Annotated in this window: 19 protein-coding genes; 4 read left to right on the plus strand and 15 right to left on the minus strand. The window is 68.5% G+C overall.

Features of this window, described 5'->3' with window-relative positions:
• Positions 1–32 precede the first annotated feature (32 nt).
• Positions 33–632, plus strand: a complete 600-nt coding sequence (locus tag OG474_RS10485) for a peptidoglycan-binding protein (protein WP_405062062.1) — start codon at positions 33–35, stop codon at positions 630–632.
• An 11-nt stretch (positions 633–643) separates the two neighbouring features.
• Here the strand turns inward: OG474_RS10485 and OG474_RS10490 are convergent, their stop codons facing one another.
• Complete coding sequence (locus OG474_RS10490; RefSeq protein WP_405062063.1) at positions 644–1,654, minus strand: hypothetical protein; 1,011 nt, start codon at positions 1,652–1,654, stop codon at positions 644–646.
• 101 nt (positions 1,655–1,755) lie between these two features.
• Here OG474_RS10490 and OG474_RS10495 point away from each other — a divergent pair, with 101 nt between their 5' ends.
• The gene (locus OG474_RS10495; protein WP_405062064.1) at positions 1,756–2,904 is read left to right on the plus strand and encodes a THUMP-like domain-containing protein; all 1,149 of its coding nucleotides are present in this window, start codon (positions 1,756–1,758) and stop codon (positions 2,902–2,904) included.
• A 304-nt stretch (positions 2,905–3,208) separates the two neighbouring features.
• Here OG474_RS10495 and OG474_RS10500 read toward each other — a convergent pair whose 3' ends face one another.
• Genes OG474_RS10500 through OG474_RS10545 form a run of 10 tightly spaced genes read right to left on the minus strand, consistent with a single transcriptional unit; the run spans position 3,209 to position 11,719 of the window.
• On the minus strand, positions 3,209–3,958 hold the full coding sequence (locus tag OG474_RS10500) for an alpha/beta hydrolase (protein WP_405062065.1): 750 nt from the start codon (positions 3,956–3,958) through the stop codon (positions 3,209–3,211).
• Positions 3,955–4,404: a GNAT family N-acetyltransferase gene (locus OG474_RS10505; protein ID WP_405062066.1), complete on the minus strand. Its 450-nt coding sequence runs from the start codon at positions 4,402–4,404 to the stop codon at positions 3,955–3,957. Before OG474_RS10505 ends, OG474_RS10500 begins: the two co-directional genes overlap by 4 nt.
• On the minus strand, positions 4,401–5,456 hold the full coding sequence (tsaD, locus tag OG474_RS10510) for a tRNA (adenosine(37)-N6)-threonylcarbamoyltransferase complex transferase subunit TsaD (RefSeq protein WP_405062067.1): 1,056 nt from the start codon (positions 5,454–5,456) through the stop codon (positions 4,401–4,403). Before tsaD ends, OG474_RS10505 begins: the two co-directional genes overlap by 4 nt.
• On the minus strand, positions 5,453–5,902 hold the full coding sequence (locus OG474_RS10515) for a GNAT family N-acetyltransferase (protein ID WP_405062068.1): 450 nt from the start codon (positions 5,900–5,902) through the stop codon (positions 5,453–5,455). Before OG474_RS10515 ends, tsaD begins: the two co-directional genes overlap by 4 nt.
• A complete protein-coding gene (gene tsaB / locus OG474_RS10520) occupies positions 5,899–6,567 on the minus strand; it encodes a tRNA (adenosine(37)-N6)-threonylcarbamoyltransferase complex dimerization subunit type 1 TsaB (protein ID WP_405062069.1) in 669 nt (222 codons plus the stop codon). The genes OG474_RS10515 and tsaB overlap by 4 nt, the downstream gene beginning before the upstream one ends.
• A gap of 1 nt (position 6,568) precedes the next feature.
• On the minus strand, positions 6,569–7,495 hold the full coding sequence (gene tsaE / locus OG474_RS10525; RefSeq protein ID WP_405062070.1) for a tRNA (adenosine(37)-N6)-threonylcarbamoyltransferase complex ATPase subunit type 1 TsaE: 927 nt from the start codon (positions 7,493–7,495) through the stop codon (positions 6,569–6,571).
• Positions 7,496–7,502: 7 nt separating this feature from the next.
• Positions 7,503–8,615 carry an alpha/beta fold hydrolase gene (locus tag OG474_RS10530; RefSeq protein ID WP_405062071.1) on the minus strand — a complete coding sequence of 371 codons (1,113 nt, stop codon included), beginning with the start codon at positions 8,613–8,615 and terminating at the stop codon, positions 7,503–7,505.
• A gap of 3 nt (positions 8,616–8,618) precedes the next feature.
• Positions 8,619–9,797 carry an alanine racemase gene (gene alr, locus OG474_RS10535; protein ID WP_405062072.1) on the minus strand — a complete coding sequence of 393 codons (1,179 nt, stop codon included), beginning with the start codon at positions 9,795–9,797 and terminating at the stop codon, positions 8,619–8,621.
• Between the two features lie 15 nt (positions 9,798–9,812).
• Positions 9,813–10,454, minus strand: coding sequence for an HAD family hydrolase (locus OG474_RS10540; protein WP_405062073.1), 642 nt, complete (start codon positions 10,452–10,454; stop codon positions 9,813–9,815).
• A 59-nt stretch (positions 10,455–10,513) separates the two neighbouring features.
• The gene (locus OG474_RS10545; protein ID WP_405062074.1) at positions 10,514–11,719 is read right to left on the minus strand and encodes a GH12 family glycosyl hydrolase domain-containing protein; all 1,206 of its coding nucleotides are present in this window, start codon (positions 11,717–11,719) and stop codon (positions 10,514–10,516) included.
• 250 nt (positions 11,720–11,969) lie between these two features.
• On the opposite strand from OG474_RS10545, the gene OG474_RS10550 reads away from it, so the two are divergent.
• Positions 11,970–12,740 carry an META domain-containing protein gene (locus tag OG474_RS10550; RefSeq protein WP_405062075.1) on the plus strand — a complete coding sequence of 257 codons (771 nt, stop codon included), beginning with the start codon at positions 11,970–11,972 and terminating at the stop codon, positions 12,738–12,740.
• Here OG474_RS10550 and OG474_RS10555 read toward each other — a convergent pair.
• From OG474_RS10555 to OG474_RS10570, 4 genes are all read right to left on the minus strand, one after another.
• The gene (locus tag OG474_RS10555; RefSeq protein ID WP_405062076.1) at positions 12,727–15,579 is read right to left on the minus strand and encodes a sugar-binding protein; all 2,853 of its coding nucleotides are present in this window, start codon (positions 15,577–15,579) and stop codon (positions 12,727–12,729) included. The two genes, OG474_RS10550 and OG474_RS10555, sit on opposite strands and share 14 nt — an antisense overlap.
• A 48-nt stretch (positions 15,580–15,627) precedes the next feature.
• Complete coding sequence (locus OG474_RS10560; RefSeq protein ID WP_405062077.1) at positions 15,628–17,025, minus strand: NAD(P)H-hydrate dehydratase; 1,398 nt, start codon at positions 17,023–17,025, stop codon at positions 15,628–15,630.
• A 3-nt stretch (positions 17,026–17,028) separates the two neighbouring features.
• Positions 17,029–17,379, minus strand: a complete 351-nt coding sequence (locus OG474_RS10565) for a holo-ACP synthase (protein ID WP_132170681.1) — start codon at positions 17,377–17,379, stop codon at positions 17,029–17,031.
• A gap of 116 nt (positions 17,380–17,495) precedes the next feature.
• Positions 17,496–18,506 carry a LacI family DNA-binding transcriptional regulator gene (locus OG474_RS10570; RefSeq protein ID WP_405062078.1) on the minus strand — a complete coding sequence of 337 codons (1,011 nt, stop codon included), beginning with the start codon at positions 18,504–18,506 and terminating at the stop codon, positions 17,496–17,498.
• Between the two features lie 119 nt (positions 18,507–18,625).
• Here OG474_RS10570 and coaA point away from each other — a divergent pair, with 119 nt between their 5' ends.
• Positions 18,626–19,579: a type I pantothenate kinase gene (coaA, locus tag OG474_RS10575; protein ID WP_405062079.1), complete on the plus strand. Its 954-nt coding sequence runs from the start codon at positions 18,626–18,628 to the stop codon at positions 19,577–19,579.
• Positions 19,580–20,048: the final 469 nt, after the last annotated feature.

Genomic DNA, 20,048 nt, shown 5'->3' on the forward strand with positions numbered 1-20,048 from the left:
CCTAACGCAGGCCGGCGTGGGACCGTCTTCCCATGGCATTCACGCTGCCCAAGCTGCCAAAACTGTCCGGCCGCACCGTCATGGTGCTCGCCGCCGTCAGCGCGTTGGCGATCGGCGCGGTCGCAGCGAACGCCTCCAAGCACCAGCAAGCGGCCCAGCCGAAGCCCGCGGGCGACCAGGCCGCCGCACCGCTCACCGCGAACAAGGCCAGCGACCAGACCTCCCTGGAGGCGACCGCCGCAGCCGAGGCCAAGCTGGACCAGTGCCGCTCCGCGCGACTCATCCCGGTGAACAAGACCTGGGGCATCCCGATGCCGTCGGTCAACGGCAGCTCCAGCACCAACTGCAACCTGAAGTACGGCGACAACCCGCACCGCGGCTCCGACCGCACGGGTGACCCCGAGACCTCGATCCAGGTCCTGCAGCGCAACCTGAACTCCTGCTACGGCACCAAGCTCGCCATCGACGGCATCTACGGGAAGAACACCCGAGCCGTCGTCACCATGGTCCAGCGCAAGCACAACATCATCGCGGACGGCATCTACGGCCCGAAAACCCGCTCAGCCATGAACTGGCGCCTCTACTCGACCAGCACCCGCACCTGGAGCAAAACCTGCTCCAGCCCGCTCTGACCGGTGCCGGTTCAGCAGGACCCGACATACCTGACGTAGGCCCGGCCGAAGTCGTCGAGCCCGTAGCTGATCCGGTCGCCGACGTGTTGCGCCGGCTGCCCGCGGCGAATGAGGTCCGAGGTACTCACCCACCCGCCGTCGGCGCCGGCCGTCCTCTCCACCAGGATGTCGCCACCCGCGTTGACGAACCTCGCGAGGGACCACGAGGCCGTCGGATCCAGGATCGTCTTGGTGTCGCCGTCGAGCCGCCAACTGACTGCCTGCTCGTTGTCGGCGCCGACCGCGATGCCGTTGCGAACCGCCTCGACGGTGGAATACCCGTCGACTGTGTTGCTCGTCGGCAGAATCCGGTAACCGCCGTCGGCCGGCCAGACCACCGGCTGCTGATTGGCCGGCATCGAGTTGGCGTCCACGTCGGTGGCGTAGCCGACGACCGTGCCGTCGTCGTCGATATCGGTAGCGGTGGCGTCGGTGAACCCTGCCGGGACCGGCAGGACGCGGATCACGTTGTCCGGACTCCAGAGGACCGCGCGCTTCGTTATGTGCCCCTCCCCGTGCGTGTCCAGATTCCCCGTCCCGGCGATCTCACCGGCGGCATTGATCGCCACCGGCTTGCTGCCAAAAACCCTCGAGGACTCAGCCTCCGGTAGCACCGTCTTCCCGGCGGAGGTGATTCTCCAAGCGGCGAACGGGATCGGGTTGGATCCGGACCCGGATACGGACCCGACCGCGACGCCGCGAACATTGACATCGTTTGCCTCGGTGTAGCTGGCCCGGGTGATCGGGACCAGGTCGGCAGCGACGCCGTTACGGAAGATGCCGATGCCGGTCGTGGCCATTCCGTCCCCGCGCGTAGTCACGACCTTGAACCGGCCGGAGGGATCGATGCCTTCAATGTCGAAGCTGTGCCAGGAAGGCAACTTTTGGCACGGCTCGTCTGCCGCGGCCAGCTGGGTGGGCAGGGCCGGCGTCACCGCGAGCGCCAGGGTGAGCACTGCCAGGCCTGCGAAGGATCTCCTCATGGCCGCACCCTGACAGCCGCGCCGGGCCACACCAATCCCTTCGGGGCCGGTGGAAAGGACTCTTCGGCCCCAGCCGAACGAGCTGGCCCTAAGGTTGCGGGGTGACGGTCACCGCGCTCCTGGACGCTTCTGGTGCTGAAGTACTCGCAGCGGCCTGTGCGGAGTATCAGGTGGGTCGCGAGCTACAGGTCGTCGAGAAGCTCCGACGCCGGTACGACGGCGTGCTGGTCAGTGCTGCGGTCACGCAGGCCGCACTGCGGCACCGGGCGGTCACCAAGTTCGGTGCGGACGCCGCACGGATGTACTTCACCCCGGACGGCTACGAGCAGTCCACTCGGACCGTCGTGGGCGCTCACCGTGCCGCACGGATCGCAGCAGCGTTGCCTGGCAGCAGTGTGGTCGATCTGGGCTGCGGAATCGGCGGTGACCTCATCAGCGCAGCCCGAGCCGGCCTTCGAGTCACTGGGGTCGAACGCGATCCCGAGACCGCTGCAGCCGCGCGCGCCAACCTCGCTGCGCTCGACCTGCCCGGCGAGGTACTGGTCGGCGACGCAGAGTCGACGGACATCACGCCGTACGACGTCGTGTTCGCCGATCCGGCGCGGCGAGCGGATGGGCGGCGAGTGTTCGACCACAACGCCTACTCGCCGCCGTGGACCTTCGTCACGGGACTGCTGGAGCGGACCGCGTGTGTGAAGGTCGCACCGGGGATCCCGCACGACGCCGTACCGGATGGGGTTGAGGCGGAGTGGATCAGCGACGCGGGTGAGGTGAAGGAGGCTGCGCTGTGGTCGGGGGCGCTGTACTCCGGCACTGCGCGGCGGGCGACGTTGCTGCCGGGCGGTGCAACCGTGACGGACGCACCGGAGACAGACAGCGGCCCGGTGGGCAACTACCTCTACGAACCGGACGGCGCCGTCGTACGGGCCGGTCTGGTCACTGCTGTGGCCGCTGCGGTGGACGGCTGGCTGCTGGATCCGCGGATCGCTTACGTGACGGCGGACAAGCTCGTGGAGACTCCGCTCGCGTCGGTGTACGAGGTGATCGAGGAACTGCCGTACAAGGAGAAGGCTTTGCGCGCGTGGGTCCGCAGCGCGGACATCGGCACTCTCGAGATCAAGAAGCGCGGCGTCGACCTCGACCCGGCCGTCCTCCGCAAGAAGCTCGCCCCCAAGGGCAGCACCTCGGCCACCCTCATCATCACCCGGATCGGCAGGGACGCCGTCGCCTACTCCTGCCGCCGCCCCTGAACGACGAACGTTCCCGTAGCGGACTTGCGCTCGAACCGTATTCGAACATATGATCGAACCACGAGCGGGCCCCCGGGTGATTAGCCGGCGGACGAGGTGCTGCGTCCAGTTGATGCACTCCCCGGGGGCCCGCCACTAAGACGTCACACGGGCGCAGCAGGCCGTTCATCTGCCTTCGGCAAGCTGGCAGGAGAACCGGTCGGCCGCTGACCGCTCACCTGGGGCAAGCGGCATCTCCGCCCCAGGTTTTACCTCCTCGCCGCCGCGCCCTCCCCCGCACTACGGCGCGCCCTAAGCAGTCCGCTCAAACGTGGGTTGCCAGGTGGCCGACGCGGAAGCGCTCTCGCACGGGCATCCCGAAGCGGATCCGGGCCAGCCGCACGACCGCACCCAGGGTCGAGCCCTGCGCGCCGCTCACCGGCCACTCCCGGTCTCCCTCTCCCAACTCACCTTCGCCGGTTAAGGCGTGCTGGGTGAAGGTGGCGACGAGGGTGTTCCAGTCTTCGGTACGGCGCAACATCGGGTGGGTCTCGCCGGCCAGGAAGACCATGCCGACCGGAGTGCCCGCGGCCCGCACGCGATTGGCGTAGGCGAGGGTCTCCTGCGGCGACGTGACCGTGTCATCGTTGCCATGGGCAAACATCACCGGCGGCCGCAGCGCGATCAGCGGGTCCGCCGGCGGCAGCCACGGGGCGAGTCCGAGTACGCCGGCCACCCGCGGGTGATCGCCCACCGCGACGACCGTGCGACCACCCATCGAGTGCCCGATCAGCACCACCCGCTGGATCAACGGCGGCAGCTCGTCGAGTACGGCGCGCAGGTCGATCGCCGGATCGCCGATGTCGTTCCAACCGCGATACCGGTAGCGCACCAGACCAACGGCGGCCGCCGGGACCGCCGTACGGATGGCTGCGGCGAAGGGCCACATGCGCAGGATGGGACCGCGCCACAGGTGCGGGTTCTTGTGCGAGTGCTCGTAGCCACCGTGCGCCAGCAGCACGAGATCCGTTGCCCCCGGTGGATTCCAGAGCAGGTCGACGCCGGCACGCCTCATTGGCCGGCGTAGAGCTCGGCGGGATCCCGGCGAATGACCATCATCGTGGTCAGGTCGGGAAGTTCGTTGAAGCCGTACTGGCGGTAGAGCTCGTGCGCATCCTTCGTCGCCAGCATGATCCGCCGCAGCCCCTTCAGCTCCGGATGCTCGAGCAACGACGTCACCACGAACTTCCCGAGACCGTGCCCGCGAAACTCCGGCAGCACGAACACGTCCGCGATCCACGCGAACGTGGCCCGATCGGTCGCCGCCCGCGCGAACGCGACCAGCTCACCGGTCGGCGCATACACCGCGACGTTCAGCGAACCCTCGATCGACCGCTCGACGATCTCCCGCGGTACGCCGGGCGACCAGTACGCCGTACTGAGGAATCCGTGCACGGCGTCGACATCGATCCGCGCCACATCGTCGTCGGCCTCGAACCCGTCCGGGTGGGACCACCTCATTTGTTCAGCACCTCCGTGATCGGCATCGACGAGTCGGCCGGAAGCCCAAGCGGCGACGGCGCTTTGCCCGCGCGCACGAGCTCGGAGCCCAGCGCCGCGACCATCGCGCCGTTGTCTGTGCACAGCCCAGGACGCGGAACCCGTACGGCGATCCCGGCCGCGCTGCACCGTTCTTCGGCCATCTGGCGGAGCCGGGAGTTGGCCGCAACGCCACCGCCGATCAACAGGTGCTCGTAACCGCGATCCTTGCAAGCGTCGATCGCCTTGCGGACCAGCACATCGCAGACCGCCTCCTGGAAGGCGGCGGCAACGTGGTTGACCGGCACGTCCTCGCCGTCCCGGCGTCGCGACTCGACCCAGCGTGCGACTGCGGTCTTCAAACCGGAGAAGGAGAAATCGAACCGGTGCCGCTCAAGGTCGCGCTGCGAGGTCAGCCCGCGCGGGAAGCGCACGTACAACCGATCGCCACCGTCGCGAGCGGCTTTGTCGATATACGGCCCACCTGGGAACGGCAGGCCGAGCACGCGCGCCACCTTGTCGAAGGCCTCGCCCGCGGCGTCGTCGATCGTGCTTCCCATCGGTACGACGCCCTCGGTGATGTCCTCGACCGCGAGCAGCGACGAGTGCCCGCCGGACACCAGCATCGCGATCGCACCCTTCGGCAGATCGCCGTGCTCCAGCGTGTCGACGGCAACGTGCGCAGCCAGGTGATTGACCCCGTACAAGGGTTTGTCGAGCGACAGCGCGAGCCCCTTCGCGGCGGCGACACCGACGAGCAGCGCGCCGGCCAGGCCTGGGCCGCTGGTGACGGCGACCGCGTCCACGTCGGTCGGCTTGATCCCGGCGGTCTCGCAGGCACGCCGGATGGTCGGCACCATCGCCTCGAGGTGCGCCCGGCTGGCCACCTCCGGTACGACGCCGCCGAACCGCGCATGCTCCTCGACACTGGACGCGATCGCGTCGGCGAGCAGAGTCTGCCCGCGCACGATGCCGACGCCGGTCTCGTCGCACGACGTCTCGATCCCGAGGATCAAGGGTTCTGTCTTGCTCACACTGTCTCCCGCCACCGCATGATCACCGCATCCTCGCCGCCGGCGTAGTACCCGCGCCGCCGGCTGATCTGTCCGAACCCGAACCCGCCGTACAGGCCGATCGCCGACTCGTTGCCCGCAGCAACCTCCAGCAGCACCGTCCGCCCGGCACACCGCGCGAGCGCGGCCGTCATCAACTGCCCACCGATCCCGGTACGCCGTTCCTCCGGCGCGACCGCGATCCGCAGCAACTCCACCACATCCACCACCACCGGCGGCACCAGCAGAACCGCATACCCGGCAACCGCACCTTCGTCGGCCACGAGAATCACCCGATCCTCAGCCAGCCGCTCGAACTCACCTTCCCAAGCCGCAAGACTCCAAGCCTCATTGCCGAAGCACACCTCGTCCAGCTGAGCGACCGCCGCCAGATCCTCAACAACCGCAGGACGAATAGCCGGTCTCACTTGGTCAACACGCTCTTGGGCCCACCCGACAGAGTCACATCAGGCCGCCGCAGATAAAGCGGGTCAGGCGCAACAACCTCAAGCGTCCCCGTCGCCACCCCGTACGCAAGAACCTCCGCCGACGGGTACTCCACTACTTCGTCAGCAGGAACGCTCAGGGTTTCGGCGTAGAGGGTTGCGCCTCGGCCGATGAGGGGGAGGCCGGCTAGGACGTGGGCTACGGCGGCTGGTTTGTCTACGGCGGGGCCTTCGAGGCGGCGGCGGCTGCCGTCGGGGGCGGGGCCGTCGTAGAGAGCCCAGTAGATCTCCTTGCGACGGGCGTCGGTGGCTACGGCGACCGGCAACGACAGGGAGGACTGGCGGGCGAGGATGTCCAGGCTGCAGACGCCGACTACCTCGATGCCCAGCACGTCCGCCATGGTGCGGGCCGTGACCAGGCCTACACGCAGTCCGGTGAAGGGGCCGGGGCCGACGCCGATGGCGATGCGGGTCAGCTCGCGGGGCGTACAACCGGCTTCGGCCAGGGCGGCAGCGATGGCGGGGGCCAGCAGTTCGCCGTGCCTCAGCGCGTCGACCGTTGTCGAGGAGGCGACGATCGCGCCGGTGACCGGGTCGGCGATGGCGACGGTGACGGCGGCACTCGAGGTGTCGAAGGCAAGCAGCATGTCAGTTCTTCTCCAGTGCAGTGACCCGGACGCCGGACGCCGCCCAGCGCGGTCCCACGGGCGTGATCCGGAGCTCCCGCGTCTCGTCGGTGTCGTCGTCGCCGCGGGTCACCACGATGTCGAGCCGATCGGGAGCAAGCGCCTCGGCCAGCCCGTGTCCCCATTCGACCACGGTCACCGCCTCGTCCAGACTCGCGTCCAGATCAAGATCGTCCAACTCCGCGAACCCACCCAGCCGATAAGCGTCCACATGCACCAGCGCCGGCCCACCACTCAACGACGGATGCACCCGCGAGATCACGAAGGTCGGCGACGTGATGTCACCCCGAACCTTCAGCCCAGCACCAAGCCCCTGCGTGAACGTCGTCTTCCCGGCACCGAGGTCACCCGACAGCACCAGTACGTCGCCCGCCCGCAACTGACCGGCCAGCTCCTCCGCGATCGCCCGCATCTCCTCAGCCGTCGGCACGGTCCGCTCGACCGGCATCGCCTTCGCGTAGATCAGGTTGTGCTCGGCTTGCTCAACCACCGAATACCCACGGCGCCGCCAGAACTCCACCGTGTCCGGCAGCTCAACCCGCGCGACCAACCGCACCCGCGCGAGCCCACGCCGTACGGCGACCTCCTCGGCGCACCCGACCATCGCCGACGCGACCCCGCGACCCTGATGCCGCGGATCAACCGAGACCCGGCGCAGCACCAGCACGTCACCCGACACCTCGAACAGCACCGCACCCGCCGGCACACCGTCGATGCGGACCAGCAGGCCGCCGTACTGCGCGATCGCCTCCGCCACTGTGGTCGCGTTCTCGCTCAACGCCGTCGACGGCGGATCGAGCACGCGGCGGGAGGAGAACGCGTGGTGGATCACCGTGACGATCTCGTCCACGTGCTCGGCTGTCGCGTCAACGACATGCAGATCGGTCATACCAGCATCATCCCAAGGATTGTTCGGCTCGCTCGATCATCCCAAGGAGTGCCGCGGTGAACTCACGGTGGTGCTCGACCAGGCCCAGGTGGCCGCAGTTCTTCACCTCGACGAGCTCGGCGCCGGGGACCCGGCGGACGATCTCCTCGGCGTGTTCGAACGGGGTCAGCGCGTCCTTGTCGCCCCCGATCACCACGCACTCGACCTTCTGCAACGGCTCGAGCGAGGCGTACTTGTCGTGCAGCGCGAAGATCGGGTAGAAGTCCGCGATCACCGAGATCGGCGTCGCCGCGATCATCTCGTTCACGAACTCGGTGAACGCCGGCGGCACCTCGGAGCCGAACGCGTACTGCCGGGTCAGCAGATAGCTGATGTCCGTCCCCGCCTTCCGCCCCCGCTCGACCGCATCCGGGACCCGGGCCAGCGCGGACACCGTCGGGAGCGCGAGTTTCCGCAACCACCGGCCGGGCAGTCCCGGCAGGATGATCGGCACCTCGTCCAGCTGCCCGGCACTCGTCGAACACAGCCCGACGCCGATGATCCGGTCCCCGAAGAGCTCCGGGTACTGGTCGGCGAGCGCCATGATCGTCATCCCGCCCATCGAATGCCCGATCAGGATCACCGGACCGCTCGGGGCGAACCGCTCCAGGATCCCGTGCAGATCGCGCCCGAGCTGGTCGATGCTGATGTTCTCCTTGGGCGAGCGCCCCGACCGCCCATGGGACCGCTGGTCGTAGAACACCATCGTGCCGATCCCGGCGAGATCGCGGCGCTCGAAGTGCCACAGGTCCATGTTCAGCCCGTAGCCATGCGCGAAGACCACTGTCAGATCCTCGGGCGGCGTCGGCAGCTTGCGCCCAAAACGCTTCTTCGGCGGCGGCACCGGTCGCCGGGACCGCTTCAGCTCATCCACCTCGACGTACAGCTCGACGCCGTCGTCCGCGGTGAAGACATGTGGAGTGCCACGCAGGGAGCCGAACGGCTCCGCCTCCAACTGCGCACGCTGACCGGACCGGCGTCCGATGACCGTGCGCTCGACCGCAACCCCGGCGGCCGCACCGGCGGCCAGCACTCCGACCGCGGCTCCGATGAGTCCTGCGGTCCGTCCTGCCTTCGACATCCCCTACTCCTCGACCGGAGAACTGTCGATGTACCGCCGTGGGATCCGCGGCCCGAGCCGGGTGACGATCTCGTAGTTGATCGTCCGCGCGGCCTCGGCCCAGTCGTCGACGGTCGGTTCTCCCGCCGTCCCCGGACCGAACAGCACGACCTCGTCTCCCGCCACGACGTCGTCGTCCTCGAGATTCACCACACACTGATCCATGCAGATCCGCCCGACCACGCTGCGCCGCCCACCGGCCGACTGCACCGGCGCTCCGTTTGACGCGTGCCGCGGCAGACCATCGCCGTACCCGAGCGGAATCAGCCCGAGTGTCGAAGGCCGCGGCGCCGTCCAGGTCAGCCCATACGAAACGCCCACACCGGCCGGGACCCGCTTCACCATCGCGAGCCGAGCCTTCAGCGTCATCGCCGGCCGCAGTCCCAGCTCGGTAGCGCTCAGCGCATGCCCGAACGGCGAGAGCCCGTACGTCGCCACGCCCGGCCGGACCAGGTTGAAGTGGGTCTCGGGGAGTTGCAGCGTGGCACCGGAATTCGCGAGGTGCTTGAACTCGGCCTCGACTCCGAACGACTCGGCCACCTCGATCGACTCGATGAACGTCGCGAGCTGCATCTCGTTGATCTCGCTCTTCGGCTCGTCCGACTGGGCCAGATGCGACCAGATGCCCTTGATCTCGATCCGTCCGGCGGCCTGCTCCCGCAGCGCGGCCCGGATCAACGCCGGCCACTCCTCCGGTACGGCGCCGCCCCGGCTCATGCCGGTGTCGATCTTCAGGTGCACCCGGGCCGGTCGGTCGCCGACCGCGGCCGCCAGCTCGTCGATCTCCCACGGCGCACCGGCGGACAGGTCGATCCCGGAGGCGATCGCCTCGGCCAGCGGCTCACCGGGAGTGGTCAGCCAGCAGAAGATCGGCCCGGTGTCACCGGCGTCACGCAGCGCGAGCGCCTCCTCCAGAACCGCCGCGCCGATCCAGTCCGCACCGGCAGCGCGGGCCGCCTGGGCGACCGGCACGATGCCGTGCCCGTAGCCGTCGGCCTTGACCACTGTCATCAGCTGCGCACCCTCGGCACGGTCACGCAGCGTCGCGACATTGTGGCGGATCGCAGCCAGGTCAACGATCGCCTCGGCGCGCGTCGGGCGCTCGCGTGGCGGGTGAACCTGGGGTGACTGGGGAGTAGCCATGGCCCTTCCAGTGTGTCAGGCCGCGGAGATCAATCCGGTGAGGGATGTCATCTTGTGAAAAACTTGACGTGCGTCGGCGAGCTTGGCCGGGTCCGTCATCCCCGCGTAGCCGAAGACCGTCATGCCGGCCGCGTTGGCGGCGGCGACGCCGAGCGGGCTGTCCTCGACCACGACACAGTCAGCCGGTTGCACGCCCAGGGTGGCGGCCGCGTGCAGGAAGAGATCGGGCGCGGGTTTGCCGTGCGCGACATCCTCGGCACTGAAGATTCTGCCCGCGAACCGGTCCAGGAAACCGACCGCGGTCAGCGCCGTCCGGATCCGCTGGTGGGTCCCGGACGAGGCGAGACAGTACGGCGTACCGGTGGCGTCGAGCTCGTCGAGGACGTCCTCGACCCCCTCGATCGCCTGCAGGTGTGCGAAGCCGTCGAACAGCCGCTGGTGGTACCGGTCCTCGAGATCGGCCGGCAACGGCCGCCCCAGCTGCGCCTCGGTCTTCTCGCGCATCGACTTCATGCTCCCGCCCATGAAGTCCCGCACCGCTTCGTCGAACGTGTACGGCAGTCCGGCCTCGGTCAGCAGCTCGGCCAGGATCGTGTTGGCCAGCCGCTCCGAATCCACCAGTACGCCGTCGTTGTCGAAAATCACCAGACCGGTCACGCAAGGAACCCTACGCAACCGGTCCGGTCAGATTGCCGCGTTAGCTCTCCGCGATCGAACTAGTTTTCTTGGATTTCGAAGGCGTCAAAGGTGAAGCGCTGCTTGGTGTTGTTGGTGGAGACGACCTCGACGCCGAAGTCGACCTGCCAGGTGGTGGAGTTGGCCGGGATCCACTTGCGCGCCTCGAGGTCCTTGAAGAAGGCCTGCAGCGGCATCGTGCCGGAGTTCTGCGTGGTCACCGACTTGTAGGTGAAGATCCCGCCGGGCTTGTTCGCCCCGTCGGTCTTCCACACCTCGTAGGACTGACCGCCGATCGTCGTCGTACCGATCTTGGAACCGGCCGGGGTCTGGCCCGAGTTCTGCGTCCAGATCATCAGCTCGTTCTCGAAGCCCTCGTTGATCCAGACGTCGAAGGCGACGTTGTAGATACAGCCGGCGCAGGTCGGCGCGGTCGCGGCGAACTTGGCGGACTGGATCTTGGCCAGCGGGAAGTCGTTGTAGTCCTTGTGCACGTTCGGGTACGCCTGCACGCCGTTGTCACCGGGCTTGGACTGGGTGACGTCCTCGTACCAGCTGTTGTAGTTGCAGACCGCCATCGTGTAGGTGCCGTTGTGGTTGTTCCACATGTTGTTGTGGACGTAGTACTGGCCGTAGGTCCGGCCCTCACCGGCGTTGCCGGTCGCTGTGGTGGTCCACGTCGGTTTGGTGCAGGTCTGACCCGGGTTGCTGGTCGGCGGAGCCGTTGTGGGCTTGACGGTCGGTGGCTTCGTGGTCGGGGGCTTGGTCGTCGGCGGCTTGGTAGGTGTGCGCGTCGGCGGCGCCACGGTCGGGGGCTTGGGGGTCGGCGTCGGGGGCTGCGCGGGCGCGGCGACGAAGTCGTAGTGCGCGGTGTAGCGGAGCTTGGTCCCTTCGCGGTAGTTCTGGCCGTCGCGCCGCAGGGCGCGCAGCCGGTAGCTCTTGTCGGTGGTCTGGCCCGCGTCGATCGACAGTTGCGCCGGTCCGGAGGCGGTCGCGGTGATCGCGACCGGCTTCTTGCCGAAACCGTGCAGGACTGTGCAGGCCGAGCTCTTGTCGAGGACACAACTCTCGACGCGGCCGACGCTCGGGAGGGTGGTGACCGTGCTGTCCGCGGCGCTCGCCGTACTCGCGGCGACGGGGTTCTCCTTGGACGCCTGGACGGCGAACGGGACAGCGACCAGCGCGCCCAGTGCGAGGAGGACCGCCGGGACAACCACGCGGCGTCGGGCAGTTCGGATGGGGGGCATGCGTAACGATCCTTCGTCTTGTACGACGGGCGGTCACTGTGTTGCCCCAGCGCTACAGCGTCCGGCACCTGGTTCGGTTGGACCCCAGTGGGACCGGCGAGGCCGGCCGTGGTCTGTCAGCGCGCCGACGTTATCCAACCGTGACCTGATGCGCTACCCCTGATGGCGGGGTTCTGCCGACTTTACGCGTCCTTGACGCATCTACGGACTGCAACGCGGCGCTCACCTTCCGCGTCCCTACAGTGTGAAGATGCGGATGACTGCCCTCGCCGGAGCCGGCCTCCTGCTGCTCGGACTCGCCGCGTGCGGGAACGAGTCGGCCGCCGGTGGGTCATTGGCCGGCAAGACGTACCTGTCGACCTCCATCACCCAGGAGGGCGACGGCCCACCGCCCTCGCCGAACACGCGCGTGCGGATGCAGTTCACCGATGACGGCCGGCTGGTCGCGGACGCCGGCTGCAACACGATGCAGGCCAAGGTGTCGACCGGCGACGGCAAGCTCACGCTGAAGGAGCCGCTGGCCATGACCGCCATGGGCTGCCCGGGCGATCGCGGGAAGCTGGACAGCTGGCTGAGCAATCTGTTGCAGAGCAAACCGACTTGGAAGCTGGACAGCACGAAGCTCACCGTGGTCGCCGGCGGTACGACGATCGCCTTCAGCGACCGGGAGATCGTCGAGCCGGATGCTGCTATCGACGGCACCAAGTGGACCCTGAGCGGCGTGATCGACTACGACTCGGTCGGGCACCAGGCCGGGGCCGAGAAGGCCTGGATCACCTTCAACGGCGACCGTGTCACCGGTTTCACCGGCTGCAACGAGCTGAACGGCAAGGTCGCTCGTGCCGGTAACACCATCACGTTCGGCGAGCTGGCCACCACTCGGCGGGCGTGCGCCGAAGCCGAGGCCGGTATGGAGAAGGCGCTGGTCAACGGCCTCAAGGGCGAGATGAGTTACAAGATCGACGCCAAGAACCTCACGCTCTCCGCGGGCAACGCCGGCCTGACCTTCATCGCAGCCTGACCTCGAAGGCCTGGACCTGGTCGGCTGCGGTCTCGTACGAGACGAGCAGCCGGCCGTCCTGCGCCAGCTTCTGACGCTGAGCAGCAGTGAGCGGGATCGACCACAGCTGCAGACCTCGGGTGATCTGCTGCGTGGACTGTTTGACCAGGTGACCGCTCATGTCCGGAGCCCAGGGCGGAATACCCCCGTCCGTCACCGCACAGGGCGTGAACGAGTCGCCGGGGCAGCTCGTGGTCCAGACCGGGATCGCACCGAGCTCCCCAGTCGTCAGGAACGCGCGGGCAGTCCCCTTGCCACGAGACGTCGTCACGACGTCCACGGCGTTTCCGCGCAGTCCGGCGTACAGGAGCTGCAGGTCTGTACTGGGGACACGGCCAGAGATCGGTACGCCGTTGCGCGCGGACTGGGCGATGGTCTGCGGGGACAGTGCGCCGTTGAGGTTCGGACTGGAGACATCTGGTGGTCCGGGAACCGTGGGGCGATCCGCCGGTGCGGTGTAGCCGGGGAGAGTGGCCAGGCCCCAGCGGTACGGGTCGGACTGCACGGAACCGAGTGCGGACCATCCGAGCCGAGTGCTCTGGTCGATGTGCCGCAGCGTCGTCGTACCGGCGGCTGACGTGTCGTCGTTGTCGTACGGCGTGATGTTCAGGCCGAGCCGGGTTGGGTCGACCGCGGCCGGCAGGAGCTCGAGTGGGATCTTCACTTCGAGGTCGTAGCCACCACCGGTGTACGCATGCGGCACGGTGGTCTCGTTGCTGCCCACCCACTGCGCAGTCGACGCCACCTCGACACCTGCTGCGGGACCCTGGTTGTTGTCGGCGTCGCGAGACCAGCAGGGCTTGCCAGTCTGGCTGAACGGGAAGATGCCGAGCTTGAAGGTGTTGGCGGTGTCCATCAACGACTGGGACGCCGTACCGCGCGGGTCCAGCAGGATCTCCACCGAGTCCGCCTGCCAGTGGCCGACGCACTCTTCCGGAGTGACGGCGTACGACTGGTAGTCGTCGTTGACGTGGATGAAGAAGTAGAGCGCGTCATCCGACCAGCTGACTTTGGCGGTGCTGCCACAGTCGGCCGGACTGGTACAGCCGGACGCTCCTTGCCAGATACGGTTCACATCGAGCGTCTGGCCGGGGTACTCACCCGGTCCGGCCTTTCCATCCACGGTGATCGCTGCCGGCGGGATCACTGTGGTTGGTACAAGGCTCAGCGTCAGCGTCTCGCTGCCTGACGCAGTTCGGATCGGTATCGACACGTTCTGCTGTGCTGGCAACGCAGTGTCGGTGTTGGTCAGCCGGAAGGTCACCATAGCGTCGGCACCGGGCTGCAACTGGTAGGGCTTGGAGGCGGCATCGAGAGTGAAGTTCGGCGGCACCTCCAGAGACACCGCACCAGTCTGCGGCTGAGCCGACCAGTTGCGCACCACGACCGGTACGTCGATGCTCTGGCCGACGCCCATCGACTGGATCGCCTGGGACCGGCCGAGCCGATTCGCCTGTGGTGCAACGGTTTCCAGCCACTCGTCGTACTCCTGCCAGTTCCCCCAGCGCTGGAAGCGTCCCTCGGCCGCAGCCACGATCCGTACGACGTTGTCGGTGTACCCGGACGCTTTTGCCGTCGTGTAGCGCGCAGCGATCCGTGCGTTCTGGTCGACGGTCGCGGTGGCCGACGGGGTGACTGTGAAGGTCACATCGGCTTTACTGCCCGCGCGGACCTGCTTCGGTCCATCGGTTGCCCAGCCAGCCGGCACGTCTAGCGTGACGTTGCCACGGGCGAGCTTTCCGCGCAGATGCACGGTCGCCTGGAACGGCTCCCCAGCCACGTTGTAGAACCGCGAGAACGTCAAGTACTGCAACGTTCCCAACGGCAGTCCACCCGGATCGGCCTTGGTCGCCCCGAACAGGATGGCGTCGTCCAGCCCCGCCGTCGGACTGCTGTTCGGCTGGAACGGTACGAACGACTGCGTCATCGCGAACCGCGGGCACGCCGGAGCGGATGTGCCCTTGAACATCACCCGGCTCTGGGTCGGATAGGCAGCCCGCCCCTCGTCCGCTACCTGCTGCCAACTCTTCGCCGTACCGGCTGGTTGACCCTGCACGTTCCCGGCCGGCCACTTGTACGGCGACGGGTAGCCGGTCCACACCCCGGCCACCGTGTCCAGCCCGCTCGGGGTGAAGCCGGTGGTGCAGTTCCCGGCGGTCGTCGTACCACCTGTGCCCGCAGTACCGCCGCCGGAGAACACCTTCTTCACCTGCCACGTGCTGAGCGCATGCGCTCCACGCAACTGCTCAGGGAACCGCGTCGGGTCCGCTGCGGCGAGCACGCCTTCCCAGATGAGCCGTCCGGCCTGCTGGTGGTTGCCATGGCCCGCAGCCAGTGTCGGAGTGAACCCGATGTAGATCTCCGGCTGCGTCTGCCGAATCACTCGGGTCACCCGGCGCAGCGTCTCCTCCTCATCCCAGAAGTACTGCGTCAGCGGCGCACTCTGGTTGTAGAAGAAGTCGATCCGGTCCAGGTTGAAGATGTCGACGGTCCCGGACCGGTAGTGCGCGATCCGGTCCTCGTTCTCCCGCCGCAGGCCGAGGTCCGGACCCAGCTCGGTCCCGACCGCGTTCCCACCACCCTCACCCCGCGTCACCATGATCACGCCGCACTTGACGCCGTACCGCTGATGCCACACGCCACAGGGGCCGATGATGCTCGTGTCGTCATCGGGATGGGCCCACTCCCCCATCACATGGATCTTGGTCGCCGCATCCGCCAGGTACGGCCTGGAAGTGGCCGAGGCGGGCAGCGGACCGGCGATCAACAGCGCGGCAACCAGCAGGGCGAAACGTTTCATTCGAGCACCTCCGGGCGGTGGGTGCATTCCTACCCACTACCCGTCAGGTCAAAGCAGGATCTGGCGCGTGACCTCAGGGAGAGCGGCCGCCACCTTCATTGCGGTGACCGGACCGTCGGTTGCGGCAAGCTGTCCAGCCGCTGCGTGCAGGTAGGCGGCCAGTGCGGCCGCTTCAAACTCCGGTACGCCGCCGGCCAGCAGCGAACCGAGCAGTCCGGCCAGCACGTCACCCGAACCGGCGGTCGCCAGCCAGGGGGTGGCTATCGGGTTCACGTAGGCCGAGCCGTCCGGCGCAGCGACCACAGTGGTCGCACCCTTCAGCAGTACGACGAGTTGGCGGTCCTCAGCGACCAGACGGGCGTAGTGGAGTCGCCGCGCCTCGATCTCGTCCCGCGGCACGTCGATCAGCGCGCTCAGCTCACCAGCGTGCGGGGTGATGACGACGTACCCAGCGCGGTCCGTGTCGAGCGCGCCGATGCCACCGGCGTCCACCACGACCGGGAGGTCCTGCTGCTGGGTCACCCGGTCGAACAGCTCACGGTCCAGCGTCTCGTCGCTCAGTCCGGAGCCGACGGCCCAGGCCTGCACCCGGCCCTCACCGACCACGACCTCCGGGTGCACCGCCAGTACAGCAGCGGCAACCGCGTCGGGGCCGACGTACCGGAGCATCCCGAGTGGGCCGGCCAGCGCGCCGGTGGTGGCGATCACTGCCGCACCTGGGTACTGCGTGGAGCCGGCGATCAGTCCGAGCACACCGCGCGAGTACTTGTCGGAGTGCGCGTCCGGGAGCGGGTAGAGCGCGCGGACGTCGCTCGTCTGGAGTGACTGGACCGGTGCGTCCGGCAGGTCGAGTCCGATGTCGATCAGGTGGACCGGACCGCAGGCTGAGGCGGCTGGGTCGACCAGATGGCAGATCTTGTGAGTGCCGAAGGTGACGGTCAGGGCGGCGTGCACATGCGGTTCGGGCGTCTCGCCGCTGTCTACGTCGACGCCGGACGGAGTATCGACAGCAACGATCGGTACGCCGTACTCGGCGGCCAGCGTCACTGCGTCGAGAGCGTCGGGACGCAGGCCCGGGCGGCCGCCGATCCCGACGATGCCATCGACGACCACATCGGCGTTCGGGATGTCGTCGGCTGAGCCGATCCGGCCGCCAGCGGTTCGGAGGGCGGTCAGGCCTTCGGGGTGCGCGTGATCGGAGAGCAGGACCGCGGTCACCTGCGCACCACGCCGGGCGAGGCGGGCACCGGCGTACAGGGCGTCGCCGCCGTTGTCGCCGGAGCCGATCAGCAGCACGACGCGGGCGCCGTACGTGCGGCCGAGGAAGTTGCTGATGGCAACGGCGAGCCCGTTGGCCGCGTGCTGCATCAGCGTGCCCTCGGGAACTCTCGCCATCAGGTCGGCCTCGGCGGCGCGGACCTGGTCGACGGTGTGCGCGCGGCGCATGGTTCAGCCCTCCAGAACGACCACGGCGGAGGCGATCCCGGCGTCGTGGCTCAGCGACAGGTGCATGCTCTGTACCCCGAGGCGGGCTGCCTGGGCGGCGACCGTCCCGGTGATCTCCAGCCAGGGCCGGCCGGTCTCGTCGGTCTGCACCTCGGCGTCGTGCCAGTGCATCCCCGCCGGTGCCCCCAGCGCCTTCGCCAACGCCTCCTTGGCCGCGAACCGCGCCGCCAGCGACGCCGGCCGCTTCACGGCCTCGAGCGGCGTGAACACCCGGTCCCGCAACCCCGGCGTCCGCTCCAGCGTCTTCATGAACCGCTCCACGTCGACCACATCAATACCCACGCCGACGATCATGTCGCCAGCCTAACTCCCTTGGCCTGGAGCTGTTGGGGGCGGACCGCCCCCACTCACCAACCTCGCCCCGCCCGGCCTGCCCACGCTCAGCGCGGGCGCCGCAGACCGCCGTACAGCTAGTTGGTGAGTGGTGGCGGTCCGCTCGACCCCCGCACCCGCATGTCCACCGCCAGATCCAGTCGCGTCGCCGCCGGAGTGATGCCGCGGGCGAGGTCCAGCACGAGGCGGGTGGCGAGCTCGGCCATCCGGCGGAGGGGTTGATGCACGGTGGTGAGGGTCGGGCCGACCCATTGTGCGACCGGAAGATCGTCGTACCCGACCACCGACAGATCGCGCGGAATCTCCAGCCCGAGCTCACGCGCCGCCTGGTACACCCCCAGCGCCTGCATATCGCTGCCGGCGAAGATTGCGGTCGGCCGCTCCCGCAACCGCAGCAGCGCGATCGCCTCCCGATAACCACCGGACACCCCGAAGTCGCCCACCCGGATCAGCTCCGGATCAACCGCAAGCCCAGCGGACCGCAGCGCGTCCGTATACCCGTCCACCCGCTGCCGCGAGCACAACACCTCGACCGGCCCGCCGATCACCGCGATCCGCCGATGCCCCAGCCCGGTCAGATGCTGCGTCGCCATCCGCCCACCGCTCCAGTTCGCCGAACCGATCGCCGGTACGTCGTCCGCGACGTCCCCCACCGGGTCGACCACCACGAACGGGATCCGCCGCGCCTCCAACTGCGCCCGCTGATCCGCATCCAGGTCCGAGACCACCAGGATCGCCCCGAGCGGCCGCCGGTTCAGCACCGACTCGATCCACTCCTGCCGCGGCCGCCACCCACCACCGCACTCCGACAGCACGACCTCGACCCCCTCGGCCCGGGCCACCTCCTCGACCCCGCCGATCAGCTCGATCGCCCACTCGCCCCCGAACTGACTGAACACCAGATCGATCATCGGACTACTCGTCGTACCGGCCGTCCGCCGCCGGTACCCGTGCTCCTGGATCAGCCGCTCGACCCGCGCCCGGGTCCCCTCGGCCACATCCGCCCGCCCGTTCAGCACCTTCGACACGGTCGGCACCGAAACCCCGGCCATCGCCGCGATCTCCGCGATCGTCACCCGCTGCGCCATCACCACCACACCTTATCGCCCGTAAACCCGAAACTTTCGGACCCAACGACGTACGGTTGAGACGAAGCCCACGCCGGTGTGGTGTGGCGCACTCCTCGGGGATGGGAAGAATGGGGGCCATGCTGCAGCCGTCGCGGGAGGTGACTCCCTACACCGAGCTGGATCGGGCCGCTTGGGCGAAGCTGGCGGAGAGTACCGTCTCGCCACTGACGGCCGAGGAGATCGAGCGCCTGCGCGGACTCGGGGACGAGATCGACCTCGACGAGGTCCGCGAGGTCTACCTCCCGCTGTCCCGGATCCTCTCGCTGTACGTCCGGCACGCGCGGGCGCTGCACGAGGACACCGAAGGCTTCCTCGGCAAGCCCGCCGCGACCCGGACCCCGTTCGTGATCGGGATCGGCGGATCGGTTGCCGTCGGCAAGTCGACGACCGCCCGCCTGCTGCGCGAGCTGCTCGCACGCTGGCCCGAGCACCCGCGCGTCGCCCTCGTCACCACCGACGGCTTCCTCTGGCCGAACGCCGAGCTCGAGAAACGCGGCCTGATGCTGCGCAAGGGCTTCCCGGAGTCCTACGACCGCAAGTCGCTGCTGCGCTTCGTGGTCGAGGTGAAGTCCGGGATGGACGCGGTCGAGGCGCCGGTCTACTCACACCTGCACTACGACCGGATGACCGGCGTCCGCACCACCGTCGAGCAGCCCGACATCCTGCTCCTCGAAGGCCTGAACGTCCTCCAGCCCGCCCCCCGCCACGCCGATGGCAAGAGCGGCCTCGCGGTCAGCGACTTCTTCGACTTCTCCGTGTACGTCGACGCGGCCGCCGCCGACATCCGCTCCTGGTACGTGCACCGCTTCCTCAAACTCTGGGAAACAGCCTTCCGCAACCCCGAGTCCTACTTCGTCCGGTACGGCGAACTCAGCCGCGAGGAAGCAGTCAACAAAGCCGAATCCCTCTGGGACGGCATCAACGGCCCCAACCTCCGCGAGAACATCCTCCCCACCCGTTCCCGCGCCACCCTCGTCCTCCGCAAAGGCCAGGACCACGCCGTCCGCTGGGTCCGCCTCCGCAAGCTCTAACCCCACGAGAACCCCGGTACGACGGCGCGCGGCGACCCCATTTGATGGGTGGACCAGCCAAATACCGGGTTGGCCAACCGCATGCGGCGAGCCCTCCCACAACCCGGTGGGTGGACCCATCAAATGGGGCTACCGCCGGGCGGCGTCTGCTGGGGAACCCATGAGATGGAGCTGGGTGAGACGGGCGGGGCGGGAACGTGGCGGCGGGTTCCGGACCGCAACCAGAGCCCGTCGGCTCTAAGCATCCGGCGCATCGGGAACCGGCCTCTCTCCCGGACGGCAACCCAAGCCCGGAAGCCCAAGCAACGGAAACGCGGGAACCGGCCTCGCCATCCACCTCGGCCACTGCGGCGGCCAGCCGTGCTGTCTTTCAGGTCGGCCGGTCGCGGCGAGCAACCACAAACCCACGTGCCCGGCCGAGTCCTTTCGGTCTGCACCCCGCCCGACCGCCAAGGCCAGCCGACTGAAA

The organism is Kribbella sp. NBC_01505 (assembly GCF_045040285.1).
Classification (GTDB): Bacteria; Actinomycetota; Actinomycetes; order Propionibacteriales; family Kribbellaceae; genus Kribbella.

Excerpts from the sequence above, each read along its gene's own strand:
- OG474_RS10485 (WP_405062062.1), top strand. The coding sequence starts at position 33 with ATGGCATTCACGCTGCCCAAGCTGCCAAAACTGTCCGGCCGCACCGTC.
- OG474_RS10490 (WP_405062063.1), bottom strand. The coding sequence starts at position 1,654 with ATGAGGAGATCCTTCGCAGGCCTGGCAGTGCTCACCCTGGCGCTCGCG.
- OG474_RS10500 (WP_405062065.1), bottom strand. The coding sequence starts at position 3,958 with ATGAGGCGTGCCGGCGTCGACCTGCTCTGGAATCCACCGGGGGCAACG.
- OG474_RS10505 (WP_405062066.1), bottom strand. The coding sequence starts at position 4,404 with ATGAGGTGGTCCCACCCGGACGGGTTCGAGGCCGACGACGATGTGGCG.
- tsaB (WP_405062069.1), bottom strand. The coding sequence starts at position 6,567 with ATGCTGCTTGCCTTCGACACCTCGAGTGCCGCCGTCACCGTCGCCATC.
- tsaE (WP_405062070.1), bottom strand. The coding sequence starts at position 7,495 with ATGACCGATCTGCATGTCGTTGACGCGACAGCCGAGCACGTGGACGAG.
- OG474_RS10530 (WP_405062071.1), bottom strand. The coding sequence starts at position 8,615 with ATGTCGAAGGCAGGACGGACCGCAGGACTCATCGGAGCCGCGGTCGGA.
- alr (WP_405062072.1), bottom strand. The coding sequence starts at position 9,797 with ATGGCTACTCCCCAGTCACCCCAGGTTCACCCGCCACGCGAGCGCCCG.
- OG474_RS10545 (WP_405062074.1), bottom strand. The coding sequence starts at position 11,719 with ATGCCCCCCATCCGAACTGCCCGACGCCGCGTGGTTGTCCCGGCGGTC.
- OG474_RS10550 (WP_405062075.1), top strand. The coding sequence starts at position 11,970 with ATGCGGATGACTGCCCTCGCCGGAGCCGGCCTCCTGCTGCTCGGACTC.
- OG474_RS10555 (WP_405062076.1), bottom strand. The coding sequence starts at position 15,579 with ATGAAACGTTTCGCCCTGCTGGTTGCCGCGCTGTTGATCGCCGGTCCG.
- OG474_RS10560 (WP_405062077.1), bottom strand. The coding sequence starts at position 17,025 with ATGCGCCGCGCGCACACCGTCGACCAGGTCCGCGCCGCCGAGGCCGAC.
- OG474_RS10565 (WP_132170681.1), bottom strand. The coding sequence starts at position 17,379 with ATGATCGTCGGCGTGGGTATTGATGTGGTCGACGTGGAGCGGTTCATG.
- OG474_RS10570 (WP_405062078.1), bottom strand. The coding sequence starts at position 18,506 with ATGGCGCAGCGGGTGACGATCGCGGAGATCGCGGCGATGGCCGGGGTT.
- coaA (WP_405062079.1), top strand. The coding sequence starts at position 18,626 with ATGCTGCAGCCGTCGCGGGAGGTGACTCCCTACACCGAGCTGGATCGG.